Annotated in this window: 16 protein-coding genes; 12 read left to right on the top strand and 4 right to left on the bottom strand. The window is 43.0% G+C overall.

All coding sequences use genetic code 11. From position 1 onward, the window contains the following. Nucleotides 1-41 precede the first annotated feature (41 nt). From ACP26M_RS18105 to ACP26M_RS18080, 6 genes are all read left to right on the top strand, one after another. Entirely contained in the window at nt 42-2168 is a 2127-nt protein-coding gene (locus tag ACP26M_RS18105) for a peptidylprolyl isomerase (RefSeq protein ID WP_426582049.1), read from the top strand. Nucleotides 2169-2361: 193 nt separating this feature from the next. Continuing rightward, nucleotides 2362-2877, top strand: a complete 516-nt coding sequence (locus tag ACP26M_RS18100) for a DUF2480 family protein (protein ID WP_090534980.1) — start codon at nt 2362-2364, stop codon at nt 2875-2877. A 93-nt stretch (nt 2878-2970) separates the two neighbouring features. Then, nucleotides 2971-3765: a DUF3108 domain-containing protein gene (locus ACP26M_RS18095; protein ID WP_426582047.1), complete on the top strand. Its 795-nt coding sequence runs from the start codon at nt 2971-2973 to the stop codon at nt 3763-3765. 12 nt (nt 3766-3777) lie between these two features. Further along, the gene (locus tag ACP26M_RS18090; RefSeq protein WP_426582045.1) at nt 3778-4341 is read left to right on the top strand and encodes a DUF3109 family protein; all 564 of its coding nucleotides are present in this window, start codon (nt 3778-3780) and stop codon (nt 4339-4341) included. Nucleotides 4342-4488: 147 nt separating this feature from the next. After that, complete coding sequence (gene gmd / locus ACP26M_RS18085) at nt 4489-5625, top strand: GDP-mannose 4,6-dehydratase (protein WP_426582043.1); 1137 nt, start codon at nt 4489-4491, stop codon at nt 5623-5625. A 27-nt stretch (nt 5626-5652) separates the two neighbouring features. After that, nucleotides 5653-7239 carry a gliding motility protein RemB gene (locus ACP26M_RS18080; protein WP_426582041.1) on the top strand — a complete coding sequence of 529 codons (1587 nt, stop codon included), beginning with the start codon at nt 5653-5655 and terminating at the stop codon, nt 7237-7239. A gap of 91 nt (nt 7240-7330) precedes the next feature. Here the strand turns inward: ACP26M_RS18080 and dxs are convergent, their stop codons facing one another. Next, entirely contained in the window at nt 7331-9262 is a 1932-nt protein-coding gene (gene dxs, locus ACP26M_RS18075; protein WP_426589735.1) for a 1-deoxy-D-xylulose-5-phosphate synthase, read from the bottom strand. A gap of 239 nt (nt 9263-9501) precedes the next feature. Here dxs and ACP26M_RS18070 point away from each other — a divergent pair, with 239 nt between their 5' ends. The 4 genes from ACP26M_RS18070 (at nt 9502) to ACP26M_RS18055 (ending at nt 17965) form a co-directional block, all read left to right on the top strand. Beyond that, nucleotides 9502-10257: a segregation and condensation protein A gene (locus ACP26M_RS18070; protein ID WP_426582039.1), complete on the top strand. Its 756-nt coding sequence runs from the start codon at nt 9502-9504 to the stop codon at nt 10255-10257. Between the two features lie 390 nt (nt 10258-10647). Beyond that, the gene (locus ACP26M_RS18065) at nt 10648-13245 is read left to right on the top strand and encodes an MBG domain-containing protein (protein ID WP_426582037.1); all 2598 of its coding nucleotides are present in this window, start codon (nt 10648-10650) and stop codon (nt 13243-13245) included. Between the two features lie 301 nt (nt 13246-13546). Next, entirely contained in the window at nt 13547-14833 is a 1287-nt protein-coding gene (gene glyA / locus ACP26M_RS18060) for a serine hydroxymethyltransferase (RefSeq protein ID WP_426582035.1), read from the top strand. A 3-nt stretch (nt 14834-14836) separates the two neighbouring features. Continuing rightward, nucleotides 14837-17965: a PAS domain S-box protein gene (locus tag ACP26M_RS18055; RefSeq protein WP_426582033.1), complete on the top strand. Its 3129-nt coding sequence runs from the start codon at nt 14837-14839 to the stop codon at nt 17963-17965. Nucleotides 17966-18081: 116 nt separating this feature from the next. On the opposite strand, the gene ACP26M_RS18050 is transcribed toward ACP26M_RS18055, so the two are convergent. Both ACP26M_RS18050 and rlmN read right to left on the bottom strand, forming a co-directional pair. Beyond that, on the bottom strand, nt 18082-18780 hold the full coding sequence (locus ACP26M_RS18050; RefSeq protein WP_426582031.1) for a ComF family protein: 699 nt from the start codon (nt 18778-18780) through the stop codon (nt 18082-18084). A 23-nt stretch (nt 18781-18803) separates the two neighbouring features. Further along, the gene (rlmN, locus tag ACP26M_RS18045) at nt 18804-19871 is read right to left on the bottom strand and encodes a 23S rRNA (adenine(2503)-C(2))-methyltransferase RlmN (RefSeq protein ID WP_426582029.1); all 1068 of its coding nucleotides are present in this window, start codon (nt 19869-19871) and stop codon (nt 18804-18806) included. Between the two features lie 154 nt (nt 19872-20025). Here rlmN and ACP26M_RS18040 point away from each other — a divergent pair, with 154 nt between their 5' ends. Next, on the top strand, nt 20026-21195 hold the full coding sequence (locus ACP26M_RS18040) for an amidohydrolase family protein (RefSeq protein WP_426582027.1): 1170 nt from the start codon (nt 20026-20028) through the stop codon (nt 21193-21195). 184 nt (nt 21196-21379) lie between these two features. On the opposite strand, the gene ACP26M_RS18035 is transcribed toward ACP26M_RS18040, so the two are convergent. Continuing rightward, the gene (locus tag ACP26M_RS18035) at nt 21380-21901 is read right to left on the bottom strand and encodes a YceI family protein (protein WP_426582025.1); all 522 of its coding nucleotides are present in this window, start codon (nt 21899-21901) and stop codon (nt 21380-21382) included. A gap of 184 nt (nt 21902-22085) precedes the next feature. Between ACP26M_RS18035 and ACP26M_RS18030 the strand changes: the two genes are divergently transcribed. Further along, nucleotides 22086-22364 (top strand): acylphosphatase, encoded by a 279-nt coding sequence (locus ACP26M_RS18030; RefSeq protein WP_090534455.1) that lies wholly within the window; start codon nt 22086-22088, stop codon nt 22362-22364. The last annotated feature ends 30 nt before the right edge of the window (nt 22365-22394 follow it).

The following is a 22394-nucleotide window of genomic DNA, read 5'->3' as shown; positions in this document are numbered from 1 at the left end:
TTGCGCCCTCTTAAAAAGAATAGAATAATTATAAATGTAATATGGGTATAATGGGTTTTTTGCGCGAAAGGATGGGGAAGATTCTCGCATTCTTTATTGGTTTCGCGCTGCTTGCATTTATTGTGAGCGAAGTTGTAAGATCGGGCGGTTCCTTTTTCAGGGACGATAGTAACGAGCTTGCCGTGGTAAACGGCGAAAAAGTGCCCTATGACAAATTCAACGAAAAGCTGGAGCAAAACTCGGCACAGTTTAAACAACAGGGACAAAGCATCTCTCCGCAAATAGCAAGCTATCTGCAGGAAACTACCTGGAACCAGTATTTAAGCCAGTTACTGATAGGCAAAGAAATTGAAAAGCTTGGCCTTACCGTTGGTGATGATGAAATGAACGTAATGATCGGTGATAACAATCCCGACCCGCAGATAGCCCGCCAGTTTGCCGATCAGCAAACCGGTCAGTTCGATCGCAGCAGGTATGATCAGTTCAAAGCCTACCTGCAATCAGGCAAAGCCGACCCTGCTCAGAAAAAAGCCTGGAGCGATTTTGTGATCGACCTGATAGAAGCAAAAAAAGCTACTAAATACATGACTTTGGTTACCAATGGCCTGTATGTAAACTCGCTTGAGGCTACAGATGATTACGAAGCAAAAAATAAGCTGGCTAACTTTAAATATGTATCGCTTGATTATGCTTCAATCCCTGACGCTAAAGTTACTTTAACCGATGCTGATTACAGCGCATATTATGATGCACACAAAGCTTCATTTAAAACTCCGCAGGAGTTAAGGAATTTTGAATACGTTAGTTTTAACGCGGCTCCTTCAAAAGAAGATTCAGCGGCAGTTAAACAACAGGCCGAGAAATTAGCGAATGAATTCAAAACTACTCCTAACGATTCGCTTTTTGTGCAGATCAATGCCGAAACCAAAGCGCCTTTGGCTTATCAGCGTAAAGGCAGCCTTGACCCTAAACTGGATACTACTATGTTTAGCGCGGCTAAGGGATTTGTTTATGGCCCTTACCTTGAAAACGGCAGCTATAAAGTGGCTAAGCTGGTTGATACCAAAACCACTTTCGATTCGGTTAAAACCAGGCATATCCTGATCGACCTTGCGTCGGCAGGTGGTGAAGAAAAAGCTAAAGCTAAAGCCGATTCAATTAAAAAATTAATTCAGGGCGGTAAATCATTTGCCGAACTTGCAACAGCTTTCTCTGCCGATAAAGGCAGCGCAGTAAAAGGCGGTGAAATCCCCTCATTTGATGCCAATGGCTCAATGGGCGGTCAGGGAAATTTAGTTCCTGAATATTATAATGCTGCTTATAAAGCAAATAAAGGCGATATCCTTGTTGTGAAATCACAATTTGGCTACCACGTTATCCAGGTTGAAGATCAGAAAGGTTCTGTTAAACTGGTTAAAGTTGGTGTGGTTGATAAGCCGTTAACTGCAAGCAGCAAAACCCAAACTGTAGCTTACAGCAAAGCCCAGGCATTCTTAGCTTCATTAACATCTGATAATTTTGAGGCGGAAGCTAAAAAAGAAGGCTTGAAGCCCCGTACTGCCGAAGATGTTACTGCTATAGCTTCTGGTCTTCCTGGCCTGGATAACGCACGTGACGTGGTTAGATGGGCTTACAAAGCCGAAAAAGGCGATATTACCGATAAAGTATTTACCGTAGGCGACCAGTATATAGTAAGCCGCCTTACCGAAATTAAACCTAAAGGTACGTTATCTCTTGAGGCTGTTAAAAAGCAAATTGAGCCAATGGTACGTAATGAGGTTAAAGCTAAACAATTGAAAGAGAAATTTGACGCAGCCCTTAGCGGCGGTACTTCAATTGACCAGGTTGCCCAAAAAGTAGGCAGCAAGGTAGTACCGGTTGAAAACATTGTGTTTGCTAATCCTATCATCCCAGGTCAATCGGCAGAGTATAAAGTTATCGGTTCAATCTTTGGTTCGGCAATCAACAAAATTTCAAAACCTGTTGATGGTGCACAAGGTGTATATGTATATGTGGTTAATGGTTTCACTAACCCGCCGGCACTAACCAATGCTATTAAACAAAAAGAACAAATTAATCAGGCGCTTTTACAACGTTCACAAGGCCAGGTACTGGATGCATTAAAAGATAATGCAATTGTAAAAGATAACAGGGCTAAATTTTTCTAAACAAAATTTAAAGTAAATTTGCATCCGGGATCAGCGTTAAGCCGTTCCCGGATTTTTTGTTTTAAATAGTATTGGGTAATCAGGCTATAGCTTTAAGCTTTGTGCATTCTGCTTGTATAGATGCTGATTATCAGGCTAAGGGAGCTTTAGGCTTTGTGCAATCGGCTTTTAGCTTTTAATAAATATAACTGATATGGATATCCAGGAAAACATAATAAACAAGGTGGCTCAGAGCGGCCTCGTTACCTTAGACCCAGCTTCTTTTTATCCTGCCGGCGACCGTGTTATTTACGATATTAAAGACAACCTGTTCCATGGCCTGATCCTTCGCGAAAAGGATTTCAGAGACTTTATAAAAGAACATGACTGGGCGCAGTATGAGGGTAAAAATGTAGGTATCACCTGCACTGCCGATGCTATCGTGCCTGCATGGGCTTATATGCTGCTGGCCAACCGGATGGCCCCTTACGCCCGCGAAATTGTTTTTGGCGATAAAGAGGTATTGGAAACTGTACTTTTTGAAAAGGAAATAGCCAAAGCGGATTTTGAACAATACCGCGGGCAGCGGATTGTGCTGAAAGGTTGTGGCGATACCGAAGTGCCGGTATCTGCCTATGTCGAGTTGACTAAAAAGCTAAGTGCCGTGGTTAAAAGCCTCATGTTTGGTGAACCTTGTTCAACAGTGCCTATCTATAAGCGTAAGGATTAAGTATTTGAGTGGTAGTACGCAATAAAAACAAGTTTAAACCATTTATAATAGCAGTTGTCATATCACAAGTCCTGCTAAAAGGGCTATTAGTCAATGAAGAAACTGCTGATAAATAAATATTTTTTTACTGTACTGCTTTTTATAGCCTGCTGCAAGGGCGGATTTGCCCAGGAACTGAAAAAGATCAACGAGTCGATCTTTAAAGCAGGTGAACAACTGGACTACAAGATGAAATACGGTTTTTTTACCGCTGCTGAAGCCACCATAAAGGTAGAGGCCAGTGATAAGAAATTTAATGACCGCCCTACTTTTCATCTCGTCGCCGAAGGCAAAACCGCCGGTTCTTTCGACCTGTTTTACAAGGTGCGTAACCGCTATGAATCATATGTAGATCAAACAACACTGATGCCCTATTTTTATACTGAAAACAGGCGCGAAGGTAAGTACAGGCATACCGACAATGTTACGTTCGATCAGAAAGACAAGAAAGTAACAGCAAATAAAGGAACATTCGGGTATAAAGGCGAATCTTTTGATTTTGTATCGGCTTATTATTTTGCCCGGGCTATTGATGTTTCAAAGCTGCACCAGGGCGATACTTTTGATCTGCAGTATTTCCTGGAAGATGGGTTTCACAGTATGCAGATAACCTATGTTGGTACCGAAGCGGTTGAGTGTTCGCTTGGTAAGTTTAATTGTCTTAAATTTAGCCCGGCAATTATTCCGGGGCGGATTTTCCGGAAAAACAGCAAGTTGTACCTTTGGGTTACCAACGATAAGAACAGGATCCCGGTAAAGGCCCACGTTGAAGTGCTGATAGGCAGCGTAACAATGGACCTGAAATCGGCTGCAGGACTTAAATATCCTTTGAACCCTATAAAAGATTGATTTAAAAAGATAATGATTGAGGTTGGCAATGTATTACTGCACGAGGATGTGGTAAAAGAGAATTTTGTATGTAATTTAAATAAATGCAAAGGTGCCTGCTGCCTTGAAGGAGATTCGGGCGCGCCACTTAATGCCGATGAACTTGACATCCTGAAAGAGATCTATCCTAAAGTAAAGCCTTACCTTACCGCGAAAGGGATCAAAACCATTGAAAAGGAAGGGGTTTACGTAACCGATTTTGAAGGGGATTATACTACGCCGTGTGTTGATACCAATAAAGAATGCGCCTATGTAATATGGGAAAACGGCATTACTAAATGCGGTATTGAAAAAGCGTATGAAGAAGGTGCCGTTAATTGGAAAAAACCCATCTCGTGCCATTTGTATCCTATCCGCATAACATCTTATCCCGAGTTTGATGTTTTAAACTATGACCGTTGGAGTATCTGCAGTCCTGCATGTTCATTTGGTGATGAGCTGAAAGTACGCGTTCATGAATTTTTGAAAGGCCCGCTCATCCGTAAATACGGAGCAGATTGGTACCGGGAACTGGAAGATACCGTTGCCGGAATTTAATCATTTGTAAAACTTTTTAAGCCGCATATTTTTTTCCTTAAACTGTATTATAACGCCTTGCCTAAACCTATATATTGAGCGTCATAGGAGTAATTACAATAAAATTGGATATTATTGTACCACCTAATATATCTACGTTCATAATTAATGAAAAAGGCTTTAATAACAGGCATAACGGGTCAGGATGGCGCTTATTTAGCAGAGTTTTTGCTAAAGAAGGGCTACGAAGTACATGGGGTTAAACGCCGCTCATCCTTATTAAATACCGACAGGATAGATCATTTATACCATGACCCGCATGAGTCGGGGGTTAAATTCAGCCTGCATTATGGCGATCTCACCGATTCAACAAACCTGATCAGGCTAATCCAGGAAGTTCAGCCCGATGAAATTTATAACCTGGCAGCACAAAGCCATGTAAAAGTGAGCTTTGAAACCCCCGAATATACCGCCAATGCTGATGGTGTTGGTGTACTCCGTATTCTTGAAGCAGTAAGGCTTCTTGATCTTACTCAAAAAACACGCATCTACCAGGCCTCCACATCCGAGCTGTATGGTTTGGTACAGGCTGTGCCTCAAAGTGAAACCACGCCCTTTTATCCACGCTCACCTTACGCGGTGGCAAAACTATATGGCTACTGGATTGTAGTTAATTATCGCGAAGCTTATGGTATGTATGCCTGCAACGGGATTTTGTTTAACCATGAAAGCCCGGTAAGGGGCGAAACTTTTGTTACCCGGAAAATTACCCGGGCAGCATCAAAAATAGCCCTGGGCCTGCAAAACTGTTTGTATGTAGGCAACCTTTCGGCACAGCGCGATTGGGGGCATGCTAAAGATTATATAGAAGCGATGTGGCTGATGCTGCAGCAGGAAACGGCCGAAGACTTTGTAATAGCAACCGGTGTAACAACCACCGTCCGTGATTTTATCAGGATGGCTTTCATGGAACTGGGCATCGAAGTTGAATTTAGCGGAAAGGATGAGAACGAGCGTGGGGTGATCATTGATATTGATGAGGAAAAGGCTACTGCGCTTGGATTGAACCTGGAGGCTTTGAGGTTTGGGCAAACTGTTGTAAAAGTTGACCCCAGGTATTTCAGACCGACAGAAGTTGATCTGCTAATTGGAGATGCTGCCAAAGCTTATAACAAGCTTGGCTGGAAACCAAAATATGATCTGCAGGCATTGGTGACCGATATGGTACTTGCAGATTTGCAACTGGTAAAAAAAGATGAATATCTGAAAAAAGGTGGATTTAGTACGCCTAATTATTTTGAATAACCAAGTAAAAACCATATAAACCATTATATGAAGAGAATATTTACAAGCATTATTTTACTGCTTTTGATAAGCGGGTTTGCGAAGGCCCAGTCAATATACCAACCTTATAACTACCAGTTTTATCAGAAACTAAATGAGGATGTTTATTCAACCAAAACAAGGGTACATAGTTCATTAAAACCATTTATGGTTGATGACTCACTTTTGAAAGTTCACTATGATTCATTGATGAACTTAAACGATCTTAAAGGGCGTTTTTTTAATGAGCATCAGATTGATGTTAAAAGCAGCAACTCCACCTTCTATGCCGATCTGTTGCCCGACTTTAATCTGAGCCGTGATTTCTCAGGGAAAAAGAACACCAATTTTGGTACACTTGGGATCCAGTTGGGCGGCACCTTCGGAAAAAACTTTTCGTATAATGTTGCTGGTTATGAAAACCGCGCGGCGCTGCCTAATTATTTACAAACCTACGTTAACCAGGTTGGCATAGCCCCCGGGCAGGCATACGCAGGTATTTACGGCAATGAATACCGCTGGTCATATATCACGGCTAACGTTTCGTATACACCGATAAAGTTTTTGAACATCAGCGCGGGGCGCGATAAAACCTTTGTTGGCGATGGCTACCGGTCATTATTATTATCTGATTACGCGTCACCATATCCATTTTTCAAGCTAACAGCTACGCTGGGCAATGTACGTTATATGGCAATGTGGACTTATTTTAATGACCCACTTTCAGTAAAAGTAGATAATGGGGACAGGAAAAAATTTGGTGTATTTCACTATTTAGACTGGAATGTAACTAACAGGTTATCACTCGGTTTCTTTGATGCCGTGGTATGGGCTGCTAAGGACGATTTAGGCCATAAACGCGGGTTTGATTTTACTTACATTAACCCGGTGATATTTTTAAGGCCTGTTGAAGCTTCAAATGGTTCACCCGACAACGCCTTGATAGGATTTACAGCTAAATATAAGCTAACTGATGGCATCACCGCTTACGGTCAGTTTTCGCTTGATGAGTTTGAGTCTTCAAGCTTCTTTTCAAGTAAAGGGAGCTCTCGCAATAAATACGGATTTCAATTGGGTGTAAGGGGGGCTAACCTGTTTAATGTTAAAGGCTTAAACTATTTGCTCGAAACAAACAATGTTAAACCATATACCTATTCAGAGCGTTTTTCGGTGATCAATTACACCGAAAATGGCGAGCCGATCGGGCATCCCTGGGGAGCCAATTTCCGCGAAGTAGTTGGACTGCTTAACTATTCATATAAAAGGTTTGATTTTTCAGGAGAGCTCGACTATGGGCATTACGGGCTTGATATCGATGGCCTGAACTATGGTAAGGACCCTTTTCAGGGTTATCGTGACCCGGCAAGGGTATATGGCAATTACACCGGGCAGGGCCTAACCACCAATATGGTTTATCTTGAAGGAAAAGTGGCCTATTTAATTAATCCTAAGTATAACTTAAGGTTTGAGCTTGGCGGTTTGGTACGCCGTGAAAAGAACAGTCAGTTTAATGATAAAACATCGATGTTAACCTTTGGTATCCGCAGTTCGTTCCGTGCTATATACAATGATTTGGCGAGGTATAAAGCGAATTAATTGCAACTCTGCGTGATTAAAGAATTTTAACAAAACATAAAAAGCGACCATCAGTCGCTTTTTATGTTTTCTACGTAATAACAATTTTGCATTACGACGCTATCGTATTCACGTTGCGTTTTTCAGCCATGTTACGTACCTGCCTGGCTATACCGTTGGCATCAAAGCCACAGTCGGCCCATAGTTCGGGTTGGTCGCCATGTTCAATAAACTTGTCAGGGATACCCAGGCGTTTAACCTGGATATTGGTATAGCCATTATCGGCCATAAATTCAAGCACCGCGCTGCCCGCGCCGCCTTCAATGCAGCCGTCTTCAACGGTAATTATTTTATTAAAGTTTTTGAATACGTCATGCAACAAAGCTTCATCAAGCGGCTTTACAAAACGCAAATCGTAATGGGCGGGATTATAACCTTCGGCATTAAGGTCGGCAGTGGCTTTAACTACTTCGTTGCCGATAGCACCAATAGACAGGATAGCCACATCATCGCCATCACAAATCTTACGGCCTTTGCCTACGGGGATGGCTTTGAACGGACGCTGCCAGTCAACCATAACACCGTTGCCCCGCGGATACCTGATTACAAACGGTCCCATGTTCTCCTGCTGGGCAGTATACATCAGGTTGCGCAGCTCTTCCTCGTTCATGGGGGCAGATGCTACCATATTGGGAATACAGCGCATGTAGGCCATATCATAAGCACCGTGGTGCGTAGCGCCGTCGGCTCCGGCAAATCCGGCACGGTCCAGACAAAATACTACATTGAGCTTTTGTATGGCCACATCATGGATCACCTGGTCATAAGCCCGCTGCATAAAGCTGGAGTAAATGTTGCAGAACGGCACGAGCCCCTGGGTAGCTAAACCGGCGGAGAAAGTTACCGCATGCTGCTCGGCAATACCTACGTCAAATGCACGGTTAGGCATGGCCTTCATCATCAGGTTTAATGAGCAGCCCGATGGCATGGCCGGCGTAATACCCATGATCTTAGGGTTTTGCTCGGCCAGTTCAATTATAGTATGCCCAAACACATCCTGGTATTTAGGAGGCTGAGGCTTATCGTATTTAGTTTTTTTGATTTCGCCGGTGATCTTGTCAAACAAGCCCGGAGCATGCCACTTGGTCTGGTCTTTTTCGGCAAGAGCATAACCTTTACCTTTTACAGTGATACAATGCAGTAATTTAGGCCCGGGAATATCGCGGAGGTCCTTCAATACTTTTATCAAATGATTGACATCATGCCCATCAATAGGGCCAAAATAACGGAACTTAAGCGCTTCAAAAAAGTTGCTGCGTTTAAGCACGGTACCTTTAATGCTTTTTTCGAGCTTTTGAGCTATTTTAAAGGCATCAGGGCCAATGGATGATAGTTTGGCCAATACGTGGGCAATATCGTCCCTGAAGCGGTTGTATGGCTTTGATGTGGTTATGTCAGTCAGGTATTCTTTCAATGCACCAACGTTAGGGTCGATGGCCATGTTATTGTCATTCAGAATCACCAGCAGGTTGGAGTTTTCAATGCCGGCATGATTGAGCGCTTCAAAAGCCATACCTGCGGTCATGGCGCCGTCGCCAATTATGGCTACATGCTGCCTGTCTGTTTCGCCTTTATAGTGCGAGGCGACAGCCATGCCCAATGCGGCAGATATAGAAGTTGATGAGTGACCAACGCCAAAAGTATCATACTCACTTTCCGAACGTTTTGGAAAGCCGCTGATACCGCCATGAATGCGATTAGTGTGAAACTCATCACGGCGGCCGGTAAGTATTTTGTGGCCGTAAGCCTGGTGCCCGACATCCCAAACTAACTGATCGTATGGCGTATTAAGAACATATTGTAGTGCTACAGTAAGTTCAACCACACCCAGGCTGGCGGCAAAATGCCCGCCGTTAACTGATACTACGTCAATAATATACTGGCGTAACTCTTTGCATACCTGTTCAAGCTCTGTTTCACTAAGTAGCTTTAAATCAGATGGATAATTTATTTTTTGTAATAAATTCCCGGCCGGTACCTGCATTGACATTCGTAAGGATATTTAACCTGCAAAATAAGGTAATTATTGTTAAATTCTGGGTATATAAAGATATTAAATTACTTAACAAACAGGATATGCTAAACAAAATGACAAGTTAGGGGCCTATTATGCAGGCAGATAGAAACAGGCGGTTATTGGTTTTTAATCTTGAAAACCTGCGCTTTGCAGCTTTATTCTTGTGTGATGAATCCGGCCGAAATGTTTATTTTTGACCGGATTTTATGACCGACGATAGTTTTGCCATTAGGTTACCCCAGTTTGAAGGCCCGTTTGACCTGCTGCTGTTTTTCATTGAGCGAGATGAGCTGGATATCCACGATATCCCGATAGCTAAAATTGCTGATGATTTTTTGAACTATCTGCACCAGATGAGCAGCCTCAATATGGAAATTGCCAGCGAATTTATTTTCGTGGCGGCAACACTTATGCGCATTAAGGCCAAAATGCTGTTGCCGCGTTACGGCACCGAAGAGGCCGGCGATGACCCGGACACCAAAGAAAACCTGATCAGGAAACTCATCGAGTATAAAAAGTTTAAAGAGGTGTGCGAAGAGATCAGGCCCATGGAAGATGAGCGATTTAAACAAGAAAAGCGCGGCAATATCAAACATGACCTCGAACAGGTTGAAAAAGTGGCCGTCCCAGGCGAAGAGTTATCCGAATTAACCCTTTATCGCCTTATGGTTGTTTATGAACGGATGATCCGCAATTTCACCAGGCGCAGCGAAGAGGTGAAACACACGGTAGTACAGTATCCCTACACCATCGAAAAACAAAAGAAGGCAGTTGCCGATCTGCTTAAGATCAATAAAATGCTCGATTTTAAAGCAATCGCCAAAGAATCTGAAAACAAAGTTCATTTTGTATATAACTTTTTGGCGGTGCTTGAAATGTTGCAACAGGAGCTGATAGATATCCAAATTGGGTTGGGTTATAATAACTTTCGGATTTCGCCTAAGGCCGGGGCCGAAAGCTAAAAGCCTAAGACCCGGCGCTTTTTGTAATGCATTAAAAGCTTTAAGCATTTGGCTTTGGGTTTTCAGTCAACGAAGTTATAGTGAGTTGCAAACTCGTTTTTGCAAAAAAGCATTATCTTTAAGACTTTAAACTATTGCACCTGAACCATGCACTTCAAAATATTTATAATTGGTGTTTTAAGCTTTGTTTTGTCAACAATTCAAGTACTGCACGGGCAAATAAAACCCGCATCCACCTCGATTCGGATTTTTGGTACCTGTCAGAATTGTAGCCCCCTTAACCAAATTCAAAAAACTACAGTTAATGTTGCTTCAAAACTTAATGTCAGCAGCAATAAACAGGTTTCAGGTGCACTCGCCGCAATCCGCACAAACGCTGCTGCCCCTCAAATGCAGTATTCTGGTAATTTCTTTACGGCTAGTACTTCATACGGTATTCCGTCTACTTCGACAAGCATTGCTGTAAATGGCAGCAATTTGCAGGGCAGCATTACTATTACTTTAGCTAATGGGTTTGAGGTAAGTGTTGATAATATTAGTTTTACAAATAGCGTTACCGTGGGAGCCGCCGGTTCGGTATCTGCTACTGTATATATCAGACTATCGGGAAAAGTTAATGTAGGCCAATACGATGGTAATTTGACATTGGCTACAGCAGGGGCGCAAAACCTGGTTAAAAATATAGCGCGGGGCACGGTTGTGCCGACTCAATTAAATATATGGGGTAAAGTTGTTAAAGTGTATGGCGATGAACTTCCGGCAACTGTTATATTCTCCAAGGGTGATCCGGGATTTATTACCGATGTTCCCGGCTTGCAAAATGGCAACACGGCCAAATCTATCAAATTTACGTTTAGCGGGGGGCGGGCTGGTACCGATCCGGTGGGCGATTATTCGGATAAGGTTTCATTGTCCGACTTTCAGGGCGAGAATGGGTTTTTAGCCAGCAATTATGATATTCATTATAATGGAACAAATCAAATGAATATCGTTCCGGCTCCGCTCACTATTACGGCTACCGAAGTAACTAAAGCCTATGGTACTACGCTCACCGATGGCCCAAAACCCGATGGTTTCAGTTCTGTCGGATTAAAGAATTTTGAAAACATAGGCAACGTAACCATGCATTATGGTGCAGGTGCCGAAGCGTTGGCTGTGGTAGGCACTTATCCGCTTTCTGTCATTCCAATCGGTGCCGGAGGCGGAACATTTTTGCCCGGCAATTACGATATTACCTATCAGTCTGCCGATTTAAAAGTGATGCAGGCAGGTCCGATATTGCATAATCTTGGGCAATTATACCCCATGCAAATTGTTTATGGTGATGGTGCCGGGTCGTCATCTGCCAAAATACGTGTGTCGGGCGAGTATCTTACAGATAATGTTATTGTAAACGCACCGGATGGATTTATTATCAGCCTTGATGATAGAAACTTCGGTAAAACGGTTCAATTATCACCAAATGCTTCCGGAGCTATACCGGGGGCAACCATTTATATCAGGTTAATGCCTACCGCACAGGTTAAACAAACCTATGATAGTAACGTAATATTTACAACAGCCGGAGCAAGTTTAACCGCACATGTGGTAGGTACGGTTATTCCAGCCCCGCTTACTATAACCGTTATCAATGTAACCAAGCCTTATGGCACCACACTTTCCAATATTCCGTCGACAGAAAACTTTACAGTTTATGGGTTGAAAAATAACGAAACCGTGGGCACGATTGCTATAAAATATGACAACGGTGCACAGGCAACAGCAGCGCAGGGCTTTTACTCTGGTTCGGTTATACCGTATAATGCCGGTGGCGGTACGTTCTCGCCGGATAATTATATCATAACATATTTACCCGCCGATTTAACTGTTGGTCCGCCGGCGCCGGCTATTTCTTATACGGGGCAGCAGGTAGCGCTTCAAACGGTATATGGTACAGCTTCAGTGGCGCAGGTTATCAATATTTCAGGTTCTGATCTTAAGGGTGATATTATCATAACGGCGCCGCCGGGTTTCCAGGTTAGCAAGGATAATAATATTTTTAATAACTCGGTCACGCTGTCGCCGGCAAGTGGTTCGGCTTCCTCTATGATCTATATCCGGTTAACTGCAAATGCCGCCGCGGGTAATCATACCAGTAATTTGAGTGCCGGTACCACCGGCACAAATGATATTGTTGTGCCCGTTACAGGGAACGTTACGCCCGCTCCGCTTACCGTTGCAGCGAAGCCGGTACTCAAAACTTATGGAGTTAAGCTAAATAGCGGCAGCTCTGCAGATTTTACAGCGAATGGTCTTCAAAACGGAGAAACTATTGGAATTGTCATGATTACCTATAGCGATGGAGCTGTTGCTACCGATCATGTAGGCGTTTACCCGTTATCGGCAACCCCATCTGGTGCTACCGGGGGGAGTTTTAATCCTGATAATTATATCATACAATATATCCCTTCCGGAATAGAGATCAATAAGGCTCCGCTTAGTATTAAAGCAAACGACTTAGCTAAAGCTTTCCTGAAACCTAACCCAACCTTAACAATAACCTATATAGGTTTTGTTAATAATGACGGACCAGCTCAATTGACTGTTTTGCCTATAATTAATACAACTGCGCAACCTGCTTCAAGTCCGGGTAAATATCCAATTACTGTAAGTGGTGCTGATGCTGATGATTATATTATTAGTTATGTCCCCGGCGTGCTGACTATTTTTCCATCGTCAAATGAAATTAAAATATACAACACTTTTACCCCTAACGGAGATGGGTCTAACGATTTGTGGGCTATTAGCGACTTGCAGTATTATCCAAATTGTACAGTAGATATTTATAACCGTTACGGGCAGCAAATATATTTTTCAAAGGGGTACAGCCATCCCTGGGATGGTAACTACAAAGGAAAGCCGGTACCTACAGGCTGTTATTATTATGTTATTAATCCCAATGATGGAACAGCAAATAAGTTTGCCGGCTACCTTACTGTTATGAGATAATATTTTTGAAGAGAATGAGATTTGATAGGTTTAGTTTGCAACTTCACCAAAGGGTTTCAATTGATAAACTGCGAGGGAATAATATATCTGGCTTAAACAATTTCATTATTTATTAAGGTTACTTCAAGCGTAAGTTTTGCAATTGATTGCTGTTGATTTATTCGCTGTAAAAGCCTGAATAGCAAATAATATTATGTTTACTTTTTATTGAGTAAAATTTAACATTGCGGTATCTCAAATCTCATATCTCACATCTCAAATCTATATCAATTGTGTAACTTAGCGCCGTTAAAAACACACAATGAAAAGAGACAAACTGATATTTAAGCTATTGGATGAAGAGCAGCAACGCCAGGAAGAGGGCATTGAACTTATAGCATCTGAGAATTTTGTAAGCAGGCAGGTTATGGAAGCTGCAGGTTCTGTTGCAACTAACAAATATGCCGAAGGTTTACCGGGCAAGCGCTATTACGGCGGCTGCCAGGTGGTTGACGAAATTGAAACCATAGCTATCGAGCGCGCCAAGCAATTGTTTAATGCCGAGTGGGTTAACGTACAACCACATTCTGGTGCACAGGCAAACGCTGCGGTTATGCTTGCAGTATTGCAGCCTGGCGATAAAATATTAGGTTTTGACCTTTCACATGGTGGTCACTTAACACACGGTTCGCCTGTTAACTTTTCGGGCAAATTGTATGAGCCTCATTTTTATGGGGTTAAAAAAGAAACCGGCCTGGTTGATTATGACCAGCTTAAAGAGGTAGCCCTGCGCGAAAAACCGAAACTGATCATTGCAGGCGCTTCGGCTTACTCACGCGATTGGGATTATGAATTTATCCGCAAGGTAGCTGATGAAGTTGGTGCGCTGGTACTGGCCGATATCTCGCACCCGGCAGGTTTAATTGCCCGCGGTTTATTGACCGATCCGCTTCCGCATTGCCACATTGTTACTACTACTACTCACAAAACTTTGCGCGGTCCGCGTGGTGGTTTAATTATGATGGGTAAGGATTTTGAAAACCCATTTGGCATCAAAACCCCGAAAGGCGAAATCAGGATGATGTCATCATTATTGGATATGGCCGTATTCCCGGGTACGCAGGGTGGCCCGTTGGAGCATATCATAGCTGCTAAAGCAGTAGCTTTTGGAGAGGCTTTGAGCGATAGCTACATGAAATACATTGTGCAGGTTAAGAAGAATGCCGACGCAATGGCCGAAGCATTTGTGAAGCTGGGCTACCAGATCATATCTGGTGGTACCGATAACCATTTAATGCTGATTGACCTTCGTAATAAAAATATTACAGGCAAGGCTGCCGAAAATGCTTTGGTAACTGCCGATATCACCGTGAATAAAAATATGGTGCCATATGATGATAAATCGCCATTTGTAACCTCAGGCATTCGTGTAGGTACTGCGGCTATCACTACCCGCGGGATGAAGGAAAAACATATGGAGCATATTGTTGAATTAATAGATGCTGTAATTTCTGATCCTGAAAATGAACATTCTATCAAGAAAATCCGTAAAAGGGTTCACAAGTTAATGTACGACTTTCCGTTGTACAGAGATAAGGACTCAGAGTAAAAAATGACACTAAGGCAGGAAGATCCATCAAGCATAGAAGATAAGCGCTTAGCCGCGCTTAGATCATACAATGTTTTGGATACCATGCCCGAAAAGGAATACGACGCTATTACGCGTTTAGCCTCCTACATATGCCAGGTACCGGCGGCGCTGATATCGCTGCTTGATGCCGAAAGGCAATGGTTTAAATCAACATACGGCGTCGACGTGGGGGAAACACCCCGCGCCGACGCTTTTTGCAATCGCACAATCCAATCCAACGCGCTTCTTGAAATAACCGATTCTAAAGAGGATGAGGAATTTAAAGACAACCCCATAGCCAATGAAATGGGCATACGCTTTTATGCTGGCGCCCCATTGATTGATCCGGATGGCCACAGGCTTGGCTCATTATGCGTGATTGATACAAAGCCGCGTAAGCTCACAGTCGAACAGCGTGACGCGCTCCGCACGCTGGCTGATGAGGTCATGTCGCACCTGCTGCTCCGGAAACAGAAGCTTGAATTGGAGAAAAATTTGAAAAGCCACCAGGAGTTTCACGATCTTTTTGACAGCTCGCCCGATATCCATTGTATCATGGACAGGGATTTTAACATTGAGCAAATTAACCGCTCTGCCAAACCGGTTTTGGGTTATTTAGCTACTGAGGTTATCGGCAAGCCTATCTGGAGTTTTTTCCTCGAAGAAGAACAGGCAAAATCCCTGTCGGTCTTGAAAAAAGGGTTAGGCAGGCAGCAACGCCATTTTGAAATAGAAGCAAATATTATAACACCATCGGGCGATATTAAATGCATTAGCTGGTCGGTAACTTTTAAAAATGATAAATGGTTTGCCAGCGGGCGCGATATCAGCTATCAGAAAAAGGTAGCCGATGAGGTGGCATTACTATCATTGGTGGCAAGTAAAGTTACCAGTGGTGTAGTGATCAGCAATGCGGCCGATGAGGTAATATGGACCAATGAAGCTTTTGAACAAATAACCGGCTATAACCAGGCCGATGTACAAAACCGGCGCCTGCGCGATGTGCTTAAAGGTGTACCGCTGGATGCCGAAGCTGTAAAACGGCTGGATGAAGCCATCCGCAACCAGGTATCCTACGAAGTAGACCTGCTGATTGATAAAAAAGGTGGTGAACCGGTATGGATCTCTGTATTTAACTCGGTGATTCGCGACAGCGCCGGGCAAACAGATAAATTTATCAGGGTTATTATTGATATAACCCAGCGTAAAAAGATAGAACAGGAACTGGAGATCCTGTCCTTTGCGGCCCGTAAATCGCCCAGCGGCATCCTCATCCGCAGTAATACTGGCGAGGTGATCTGGATGAACGAGGCCCTGGAGAATATAACAGGTTATACGCTCGACGAAATGCGTGGTAAAATGTTTGGCACTATGCTGGTTGGCGAAGATACCGACATTAATGTGTTTACGGCGGCAGTAAAAGCTGTAGAGGAAAAACGGGGATATGAAGTTGAAATAAAAGTTTATAAAAAGGACAAAACCCCGATCTGGATCTTTCTGTCAAATAGCCCTTTATTTAATGAAACAGGCAGTGTTGAAAGGCAGATAGCTGTAATGGTTGACATTACCGAACGTAAGAAAACCGAAGAGCAGGTAACCATGCTTTCATTAGTGGCCAGCAGTACTGCCAGTGGCGTGGTAATTAACAACAGCGATGGTAAGGTTGAATGGGTAAATAAAGCCTTTGAGCAAATAACCGGCTATACTTTGCTTGATGTAAAAGACAACCATCTTGGTGATGTGCTGAAAGGGGAACTTACTGACGTATCTATTATCCAAAAGGCACGCGAGTTATCCCGCAATAAACAATCATTTGAGGTTGACCTGCTGGTTTACCGGAAGGACAGGCAGCCGTTGTGGATCTCGGTGATCAACTCGGTGATCATTAACAGCAAAGGCGAGGTTGATAAATATATTGAGGTTATCATTGACATAACAGCTAAAAAGAAGGCTGAAATTGAACTGATCAATGCCCGCGAGGAAGCTATACAGCTGAGCCGCGCCAAAGATATGTTCATATCGGTAATGAGCCACGAGATCCGTACGCCGCTGAATGCCGTAATTGGTATGTCGCATTTGTTATTGGAGGATGATCCGCTTGATGGGCAAAAGGAAAACCTTAATATTCTGAAATTCTCGGCCGAAAACCTGATGACACTTATCAACGATGTGCTTGATTTTGCCAAGATCGAAACCGGGAATGTTGAGTTGGAGAAGGAGCGGGTTGATTTAACCGAGCTTGTTCAAAGCATAACAAGCTCCATGCAATATAAAGCCGCCGAAAAAAATATATATATTAGCAAAAGCATTGATGAGGCTATACCCAAAGTAATTTTGGGCGACCGCACCCGGCTGATCCAGATATTACTAAACCTTGTTGGTAATGCCATTAAATTTACCGAAAAAGGTGGAGTTACCATCGATCTGAGAGTGATACAGGAGTCAGAGCGAGATGTGCGCATCAGGTTTGCAGTAATTGATACCGGCATAGGCATTGCCGCAAATAAACTGGGTACTATATTTGAACAGTTTAAGCAGGCCGAACTGGATACTACACGTAAGTTTGGAGGTACGGGCCTTGGCCTCGCTATCAGCAAGCGGTTAATTGAACTGCATGACTCGCGCATAAATGTTGATAGCGTACCGGGACAGGGATCAACATTTTGGTTTACCATAGGCTTTAAAAAGGGAGATTACCAGTCAAACAGAAATAGTAATAACGTGGAAGAAGGACTTAAAATAAATGTTTTAGTAGTTGATGACAACCAGATTAACCGCCTGCTCATTAATAAGATATTAAAGAAATGGGGTGCCAGTGCTGATTTTGCCGAAAACGGCATTGAAGCTATTGAAAAGGTTGAAACCAACCGCAACTACAACGTAGTGCTGATGGATATCCACATGCCCGAAATGGGCGGTTTGGAAGCTACAGGCATTATCCGCGCTAAAACAGAAACTTATTTCCAGCAGTTACCGATCATTGCCCTTACGGCCTCTATGCTCAGCAACCAAATGGGCGAGATTAACGATGCCGGAATGAATGACTACATCCTTAAACCCTTTGACCCAAGGGTGCTTTATGATAAACTAAGCAGGTACCAGCAGCAGTAGGGTTGTTTATCTTTTTCACCCGTCATTGCGAGGTACGAAGCAATCCCAAACTATACAGGGCGGACCTGCAAATCGGGGATTGCTTCGTACCTCGCAATGACGGGTTGTAAATTATACTACACCGCATAAGCTATAGCTGCAATACTCAACTTCAAACCAGGAACTTTCAATAACTCCGCGCCGCAGGCTTCAAGCGTTGAGCCGGTAGTTACTATATCATCAACCAGCAATACATGTTTGCCTTCAAGTGCAGCCGGATTTTTAACCGCGAATACATGCTGCATATTCTCAAACCGGGCAAAGCGCGACCGTTGGGTTTGCGTTTTAGTGGCCACCGTACGTACCAGGCTGTGCTCATCAACTACCGCCTTTAATTTTTCGGCAAGGCCATGGGCAAAGCATGCGCTTTGGTTATAACCGCGTTCGTGCAGGCGGCGTTTATGGAGCGGCACCGGAATAATTATATCTGCCGTATTAAAAATATCATTTGCGGCCAACTGTGCCCCTGCAATGCCTCCCAACAGGTTGCCGATCTCCTGCATGCCTTTGTATTTAAAGTGGTGCATCAGATTCTGGATCTTTCCTCCTTTATGGAAGTAATAAAGCGCATAGGCTGCTTCCACATCAATTTTACCCCAAAATTGCTGGGCTACAATATTAGCAGGTTGCTGATGAAAATTGGTAAAAGGTAAATTAAGGCGGCAATCGCTGCAAATGATATGCTCACCTGCTACCAAACTTGCCTGGCAGGCTGGGCAAAGCTCCGGGAACAGCAGGGCGGCAAAATCTGAAAGGTAGGCACGCAATAATTTCATGCCCTCAATTTAATACGGATTTTTTAAACTTCGGCCAGTTTATCTTTTTCTTTGATGGCAAGCTGACCGCAGGCGGCATCAATATCCTTGCCGCGGCTCCGGCGGAGATGCGTGTTAATACCTTGTTTGGTGAGGTAATCGGCAAAAGCTTCAACTTTATCTTCGCCGGCGTTGATGTAGCTGGCAAAAGCAATAGGATTATATTCAATGATGTTGACCTTGCAGGGCAGGTGTTTGCAAAATTTAGCCAGCTCCATAGCGTCCTGGATACCATCGTTCACACCATCAAAAATAATGTACTCGTAGGTTACCGGGTTTTTGGTTTTGGCGTAGTAGTATTTTAATGCCTCGGCCAGGGCTTTTAACGAGTTTTGCTCGTTAATGGGCATAATGGTATTACGCTTTTCGTCGTTTGCCGCGTGCAGGGAAAGGGCAAGATTAAATTTTACCTGGTCGTCGCCCAGTTTTTTGATCATTTTGGCGATGCCGGCTGTTGATACAGTAATGCGTTTGGCAGCCATATTAAGCCCATCCTCGGAGGTGATGCGCTCTATCGACTTCATCATGTTGGCATAGTTAAGCAATGGCTCGCCCATGCCCATGTAAACAATATTTGATAAAGGCTGCTTATAGTTTTCGCGGGCCTGCTGATCAATTAAAACTACCTGGTCGTAAATTTCGTCGGGGTTGAGGTTTCTTTTGCGCTCCATATAACCGGTGGCACAAAATTTACAGGTAAGGCTGCAACCCACCTGCGATGATACACAGGCCGTCATACGGCCGGGAGTTGGAATTAAAACGCCCTCAATTAAGTGGTTATCGTGTAAAATAAAAGAATTTTTTATAGTTTTATCAGCACTAACCTGTGAAGAATTAATTTTTACATTATTAATTACAAAATTTGCATCCAGTTTAGCACGGAGTTCTTTTGAAATATTGCTCATCTCGTTGAAAGAAAAGCAAGATTTTTTCCAAAGCCATTCATACACCTGTTTTGCCCTGAAGCCTTTTTCATCCATACGGATAAAATGCTCCTGTAAAGCATTCAGGCTCAGGCTGCGGATGTCAATTTTATCTTTTGTATTGTTCACAGTGCAAAAGTACTTAAATTTAAAAAAATCTATCTTTTTTTAAAGTCATCTTTTTGGCTAATAAAAAACAATAACTAAAAGTTAATTGTACTTATTTTGCAGGACAGATTGTTTTGAAAAACGTTATGTGTTACGATACCAAGTTTAAATTTTAATGAAAAGTTTTAGAGCCGATTACGTTTTTCCTGTTTATGCCGATCCGATTAAAAATGGAATAGTTACTGTTGATGATCAGGGGAAGATCATAGCTGTTACCGATAATACTAAGTCCCCTGGCGGGCAAATACAGCAGGTAAGCGGTGTTATTTGCCCCGGATTTATCAACACGCATTGCCATACCGAACTTTCTCATTTAAAAGATAAAGTAAAGCCCAAAGGCGGCCTGGTAAAATTTATAAAAGACATTCAATCCTTACGCAATACCGATCAGCAGGAGGTTCTTGATGCCATAGCTAAAGCCGATCAGGAAATGTATGATAACGGTATTGTAGCCGTTGGTGATATCTCCAATACTAATAATAGTGTTGCGATGAAAAAACAAAGCAAGTTATACTATCATACCTTTGTTGAAACTTTTGGTTTTTTGCCCGAAAAGGCTATTGAAGTTTTTGAAAAAGCGCTGGCCCTGCTCAATGAATTTAAGCCCGGCTCGTGTTCTATAACCCCGCATGCGCCGTATTCGGTATCAAAGGAGTTATTTAAGCTGATTAAAAAGCACAGCGATACCAACGATGAAAACCTGCTCAGTATCCATAACCAGGAGTGTGAGGACGAGAATAAATTTTACCGGTATAAACTTGGTGCTTTTTTAGAGTTGTACGAGCATTTTGGTATGGATATATCCTATTTCAAGCCACAGGCCCGTAACTCGGTACAATCTATTATCCCGCTGCTCTCTAACAAGCAAAAGGTTTTGCTGGTACACAATACCTGTACCAACCTGAAGGATATTTACTTCATCAAACGGTTTGACAGGAAGATAAACTGGTGCTTTTGCCCTAATGCAAACCTTTATATTGAGGGGCGTTTACCTAAAATTGATCTTTTTGTTGACCAGGGTTTTAATATTACCCTTGGTACCGACAGCCTTGCATCAAACAGCAAATTATGTTTACTGAGCGAGATGCGTGCTATTCAACAAAAGTTCCCTTCCATAAGCTTACCGCGACTGGTTGAATGGGGTACCCGTAATGGTGCCGAATACCTGGGTATCGACGATGAAAAAGGTACGCTTGAGGCAGGCAAAACCCCGGGCCTGAACCTGATCAGCGGCCTTGATGGGTTTAAGATCACCCCCGAAACCAAAGTAAAGAAACTAATATAAAACATAAAACCGGCGAATAGCCGGTTTTATGTTTTATATCTATATGTCATCGAGCGAAGCGTGGCAATCTGGTAGCCAATGCATCTTATCCCTGTATAGCTACGAGGTTGCCACGTCGCCACCGACGCTCTGCCCTTGCAGCTCCTCGCAATGACATGAATTTTAGCACTCTGACTATTGTTAATTACCCTTTACTCACCGGCACTGTCAAATGTATAGTAACCTCGGGCGGCGTGCCGCTTCTGTCGATGCCATACTTAGGAGGCAGTACTTTGAAATCGCCTTTAAATACACCTTCGCTACCTTTGTCGTCAAAACTAAAATGGATGGCTTCGGGATTGGTTTTGCCTTTCATGGTTAGCTTGCCGCTGGCTACGTAGCCGTTACCGCTTTTTGATACCGAGGTTGATTCAAATTTAATCGTTGGGTAATCATCGGCGCCCAGGGCCGATTTTACGTGGCTGGTTTTAATAAAGAAACCGGTCGCCGCGGTTGTAACATCAATAGTCGCCGAAATTTTAGCTTGTTCGGGATGGTCTTTATCAAATGTTATATCGGCTTTTAGGCCGCCGAATGAACCGCTTACCCTGTGGCCTTCAAAAGTTACCTGGGCTTCATCGCCTTTCACTTTCCAGTTGCCAAAAATAGCGAATGCCGAAAAGGCTGTAAAAGCAATGATCAGGGCAGAAAAAATAATTTTTTTCATAAAATAGATTTTTAGAGTTATATCAATCAAAATAAAATGTAATGCGTTTTGTAGTAATTACGCTTGTTAAGTAAAACAGGTTGCTTAGCCGGAAAAAAGTTACCTTTGCACCAGTAGGGTTGTTAGCTTTAAGCTTTGAGCATTCCGCTTTCAGCTCTTAATTTAATACCTGTCAAATCTAATGATCAAACATCTCAATATTACAGTTAAAGGCAAAGTGCAGGGTGTTTTTTACCGTAAATCAACCAAAGCGGTTGCCGATCAGCTTGGTGTACGCGGTTTTGTATTGAATGAGCCCAACGGTGATGTGTACATTGAAGCCGAGGCTGATGATACATTTCTTGATATGTTTCTTGAATGGTGTAACGAGGGCCCTCAGGATGCAGAGGTAAATGCCGTTGAAAGCCATGAAGGCGAATTGAAAAACTATCGTAATTTTGAGGTTGTTAAAAGGCGTTTGTAATTAAACACAAACTCATTAAATCGAATATCT

This window comes from Mucilaginibacter sp. R-33 (assembly GCF_049949235.1).
Taxonomy (GTDB): domain Bacteria; phylum Bacteroidota; class Bacteroidia; order Sphingobacteriales; family Sphingobacteriaceae; genus Mucilaginibacter.
The sequence above is the reverse complement of the archived record's forward strand: the minus strand, read 5'-3'. Positions and strand labels throughout refer to the sequence as shown.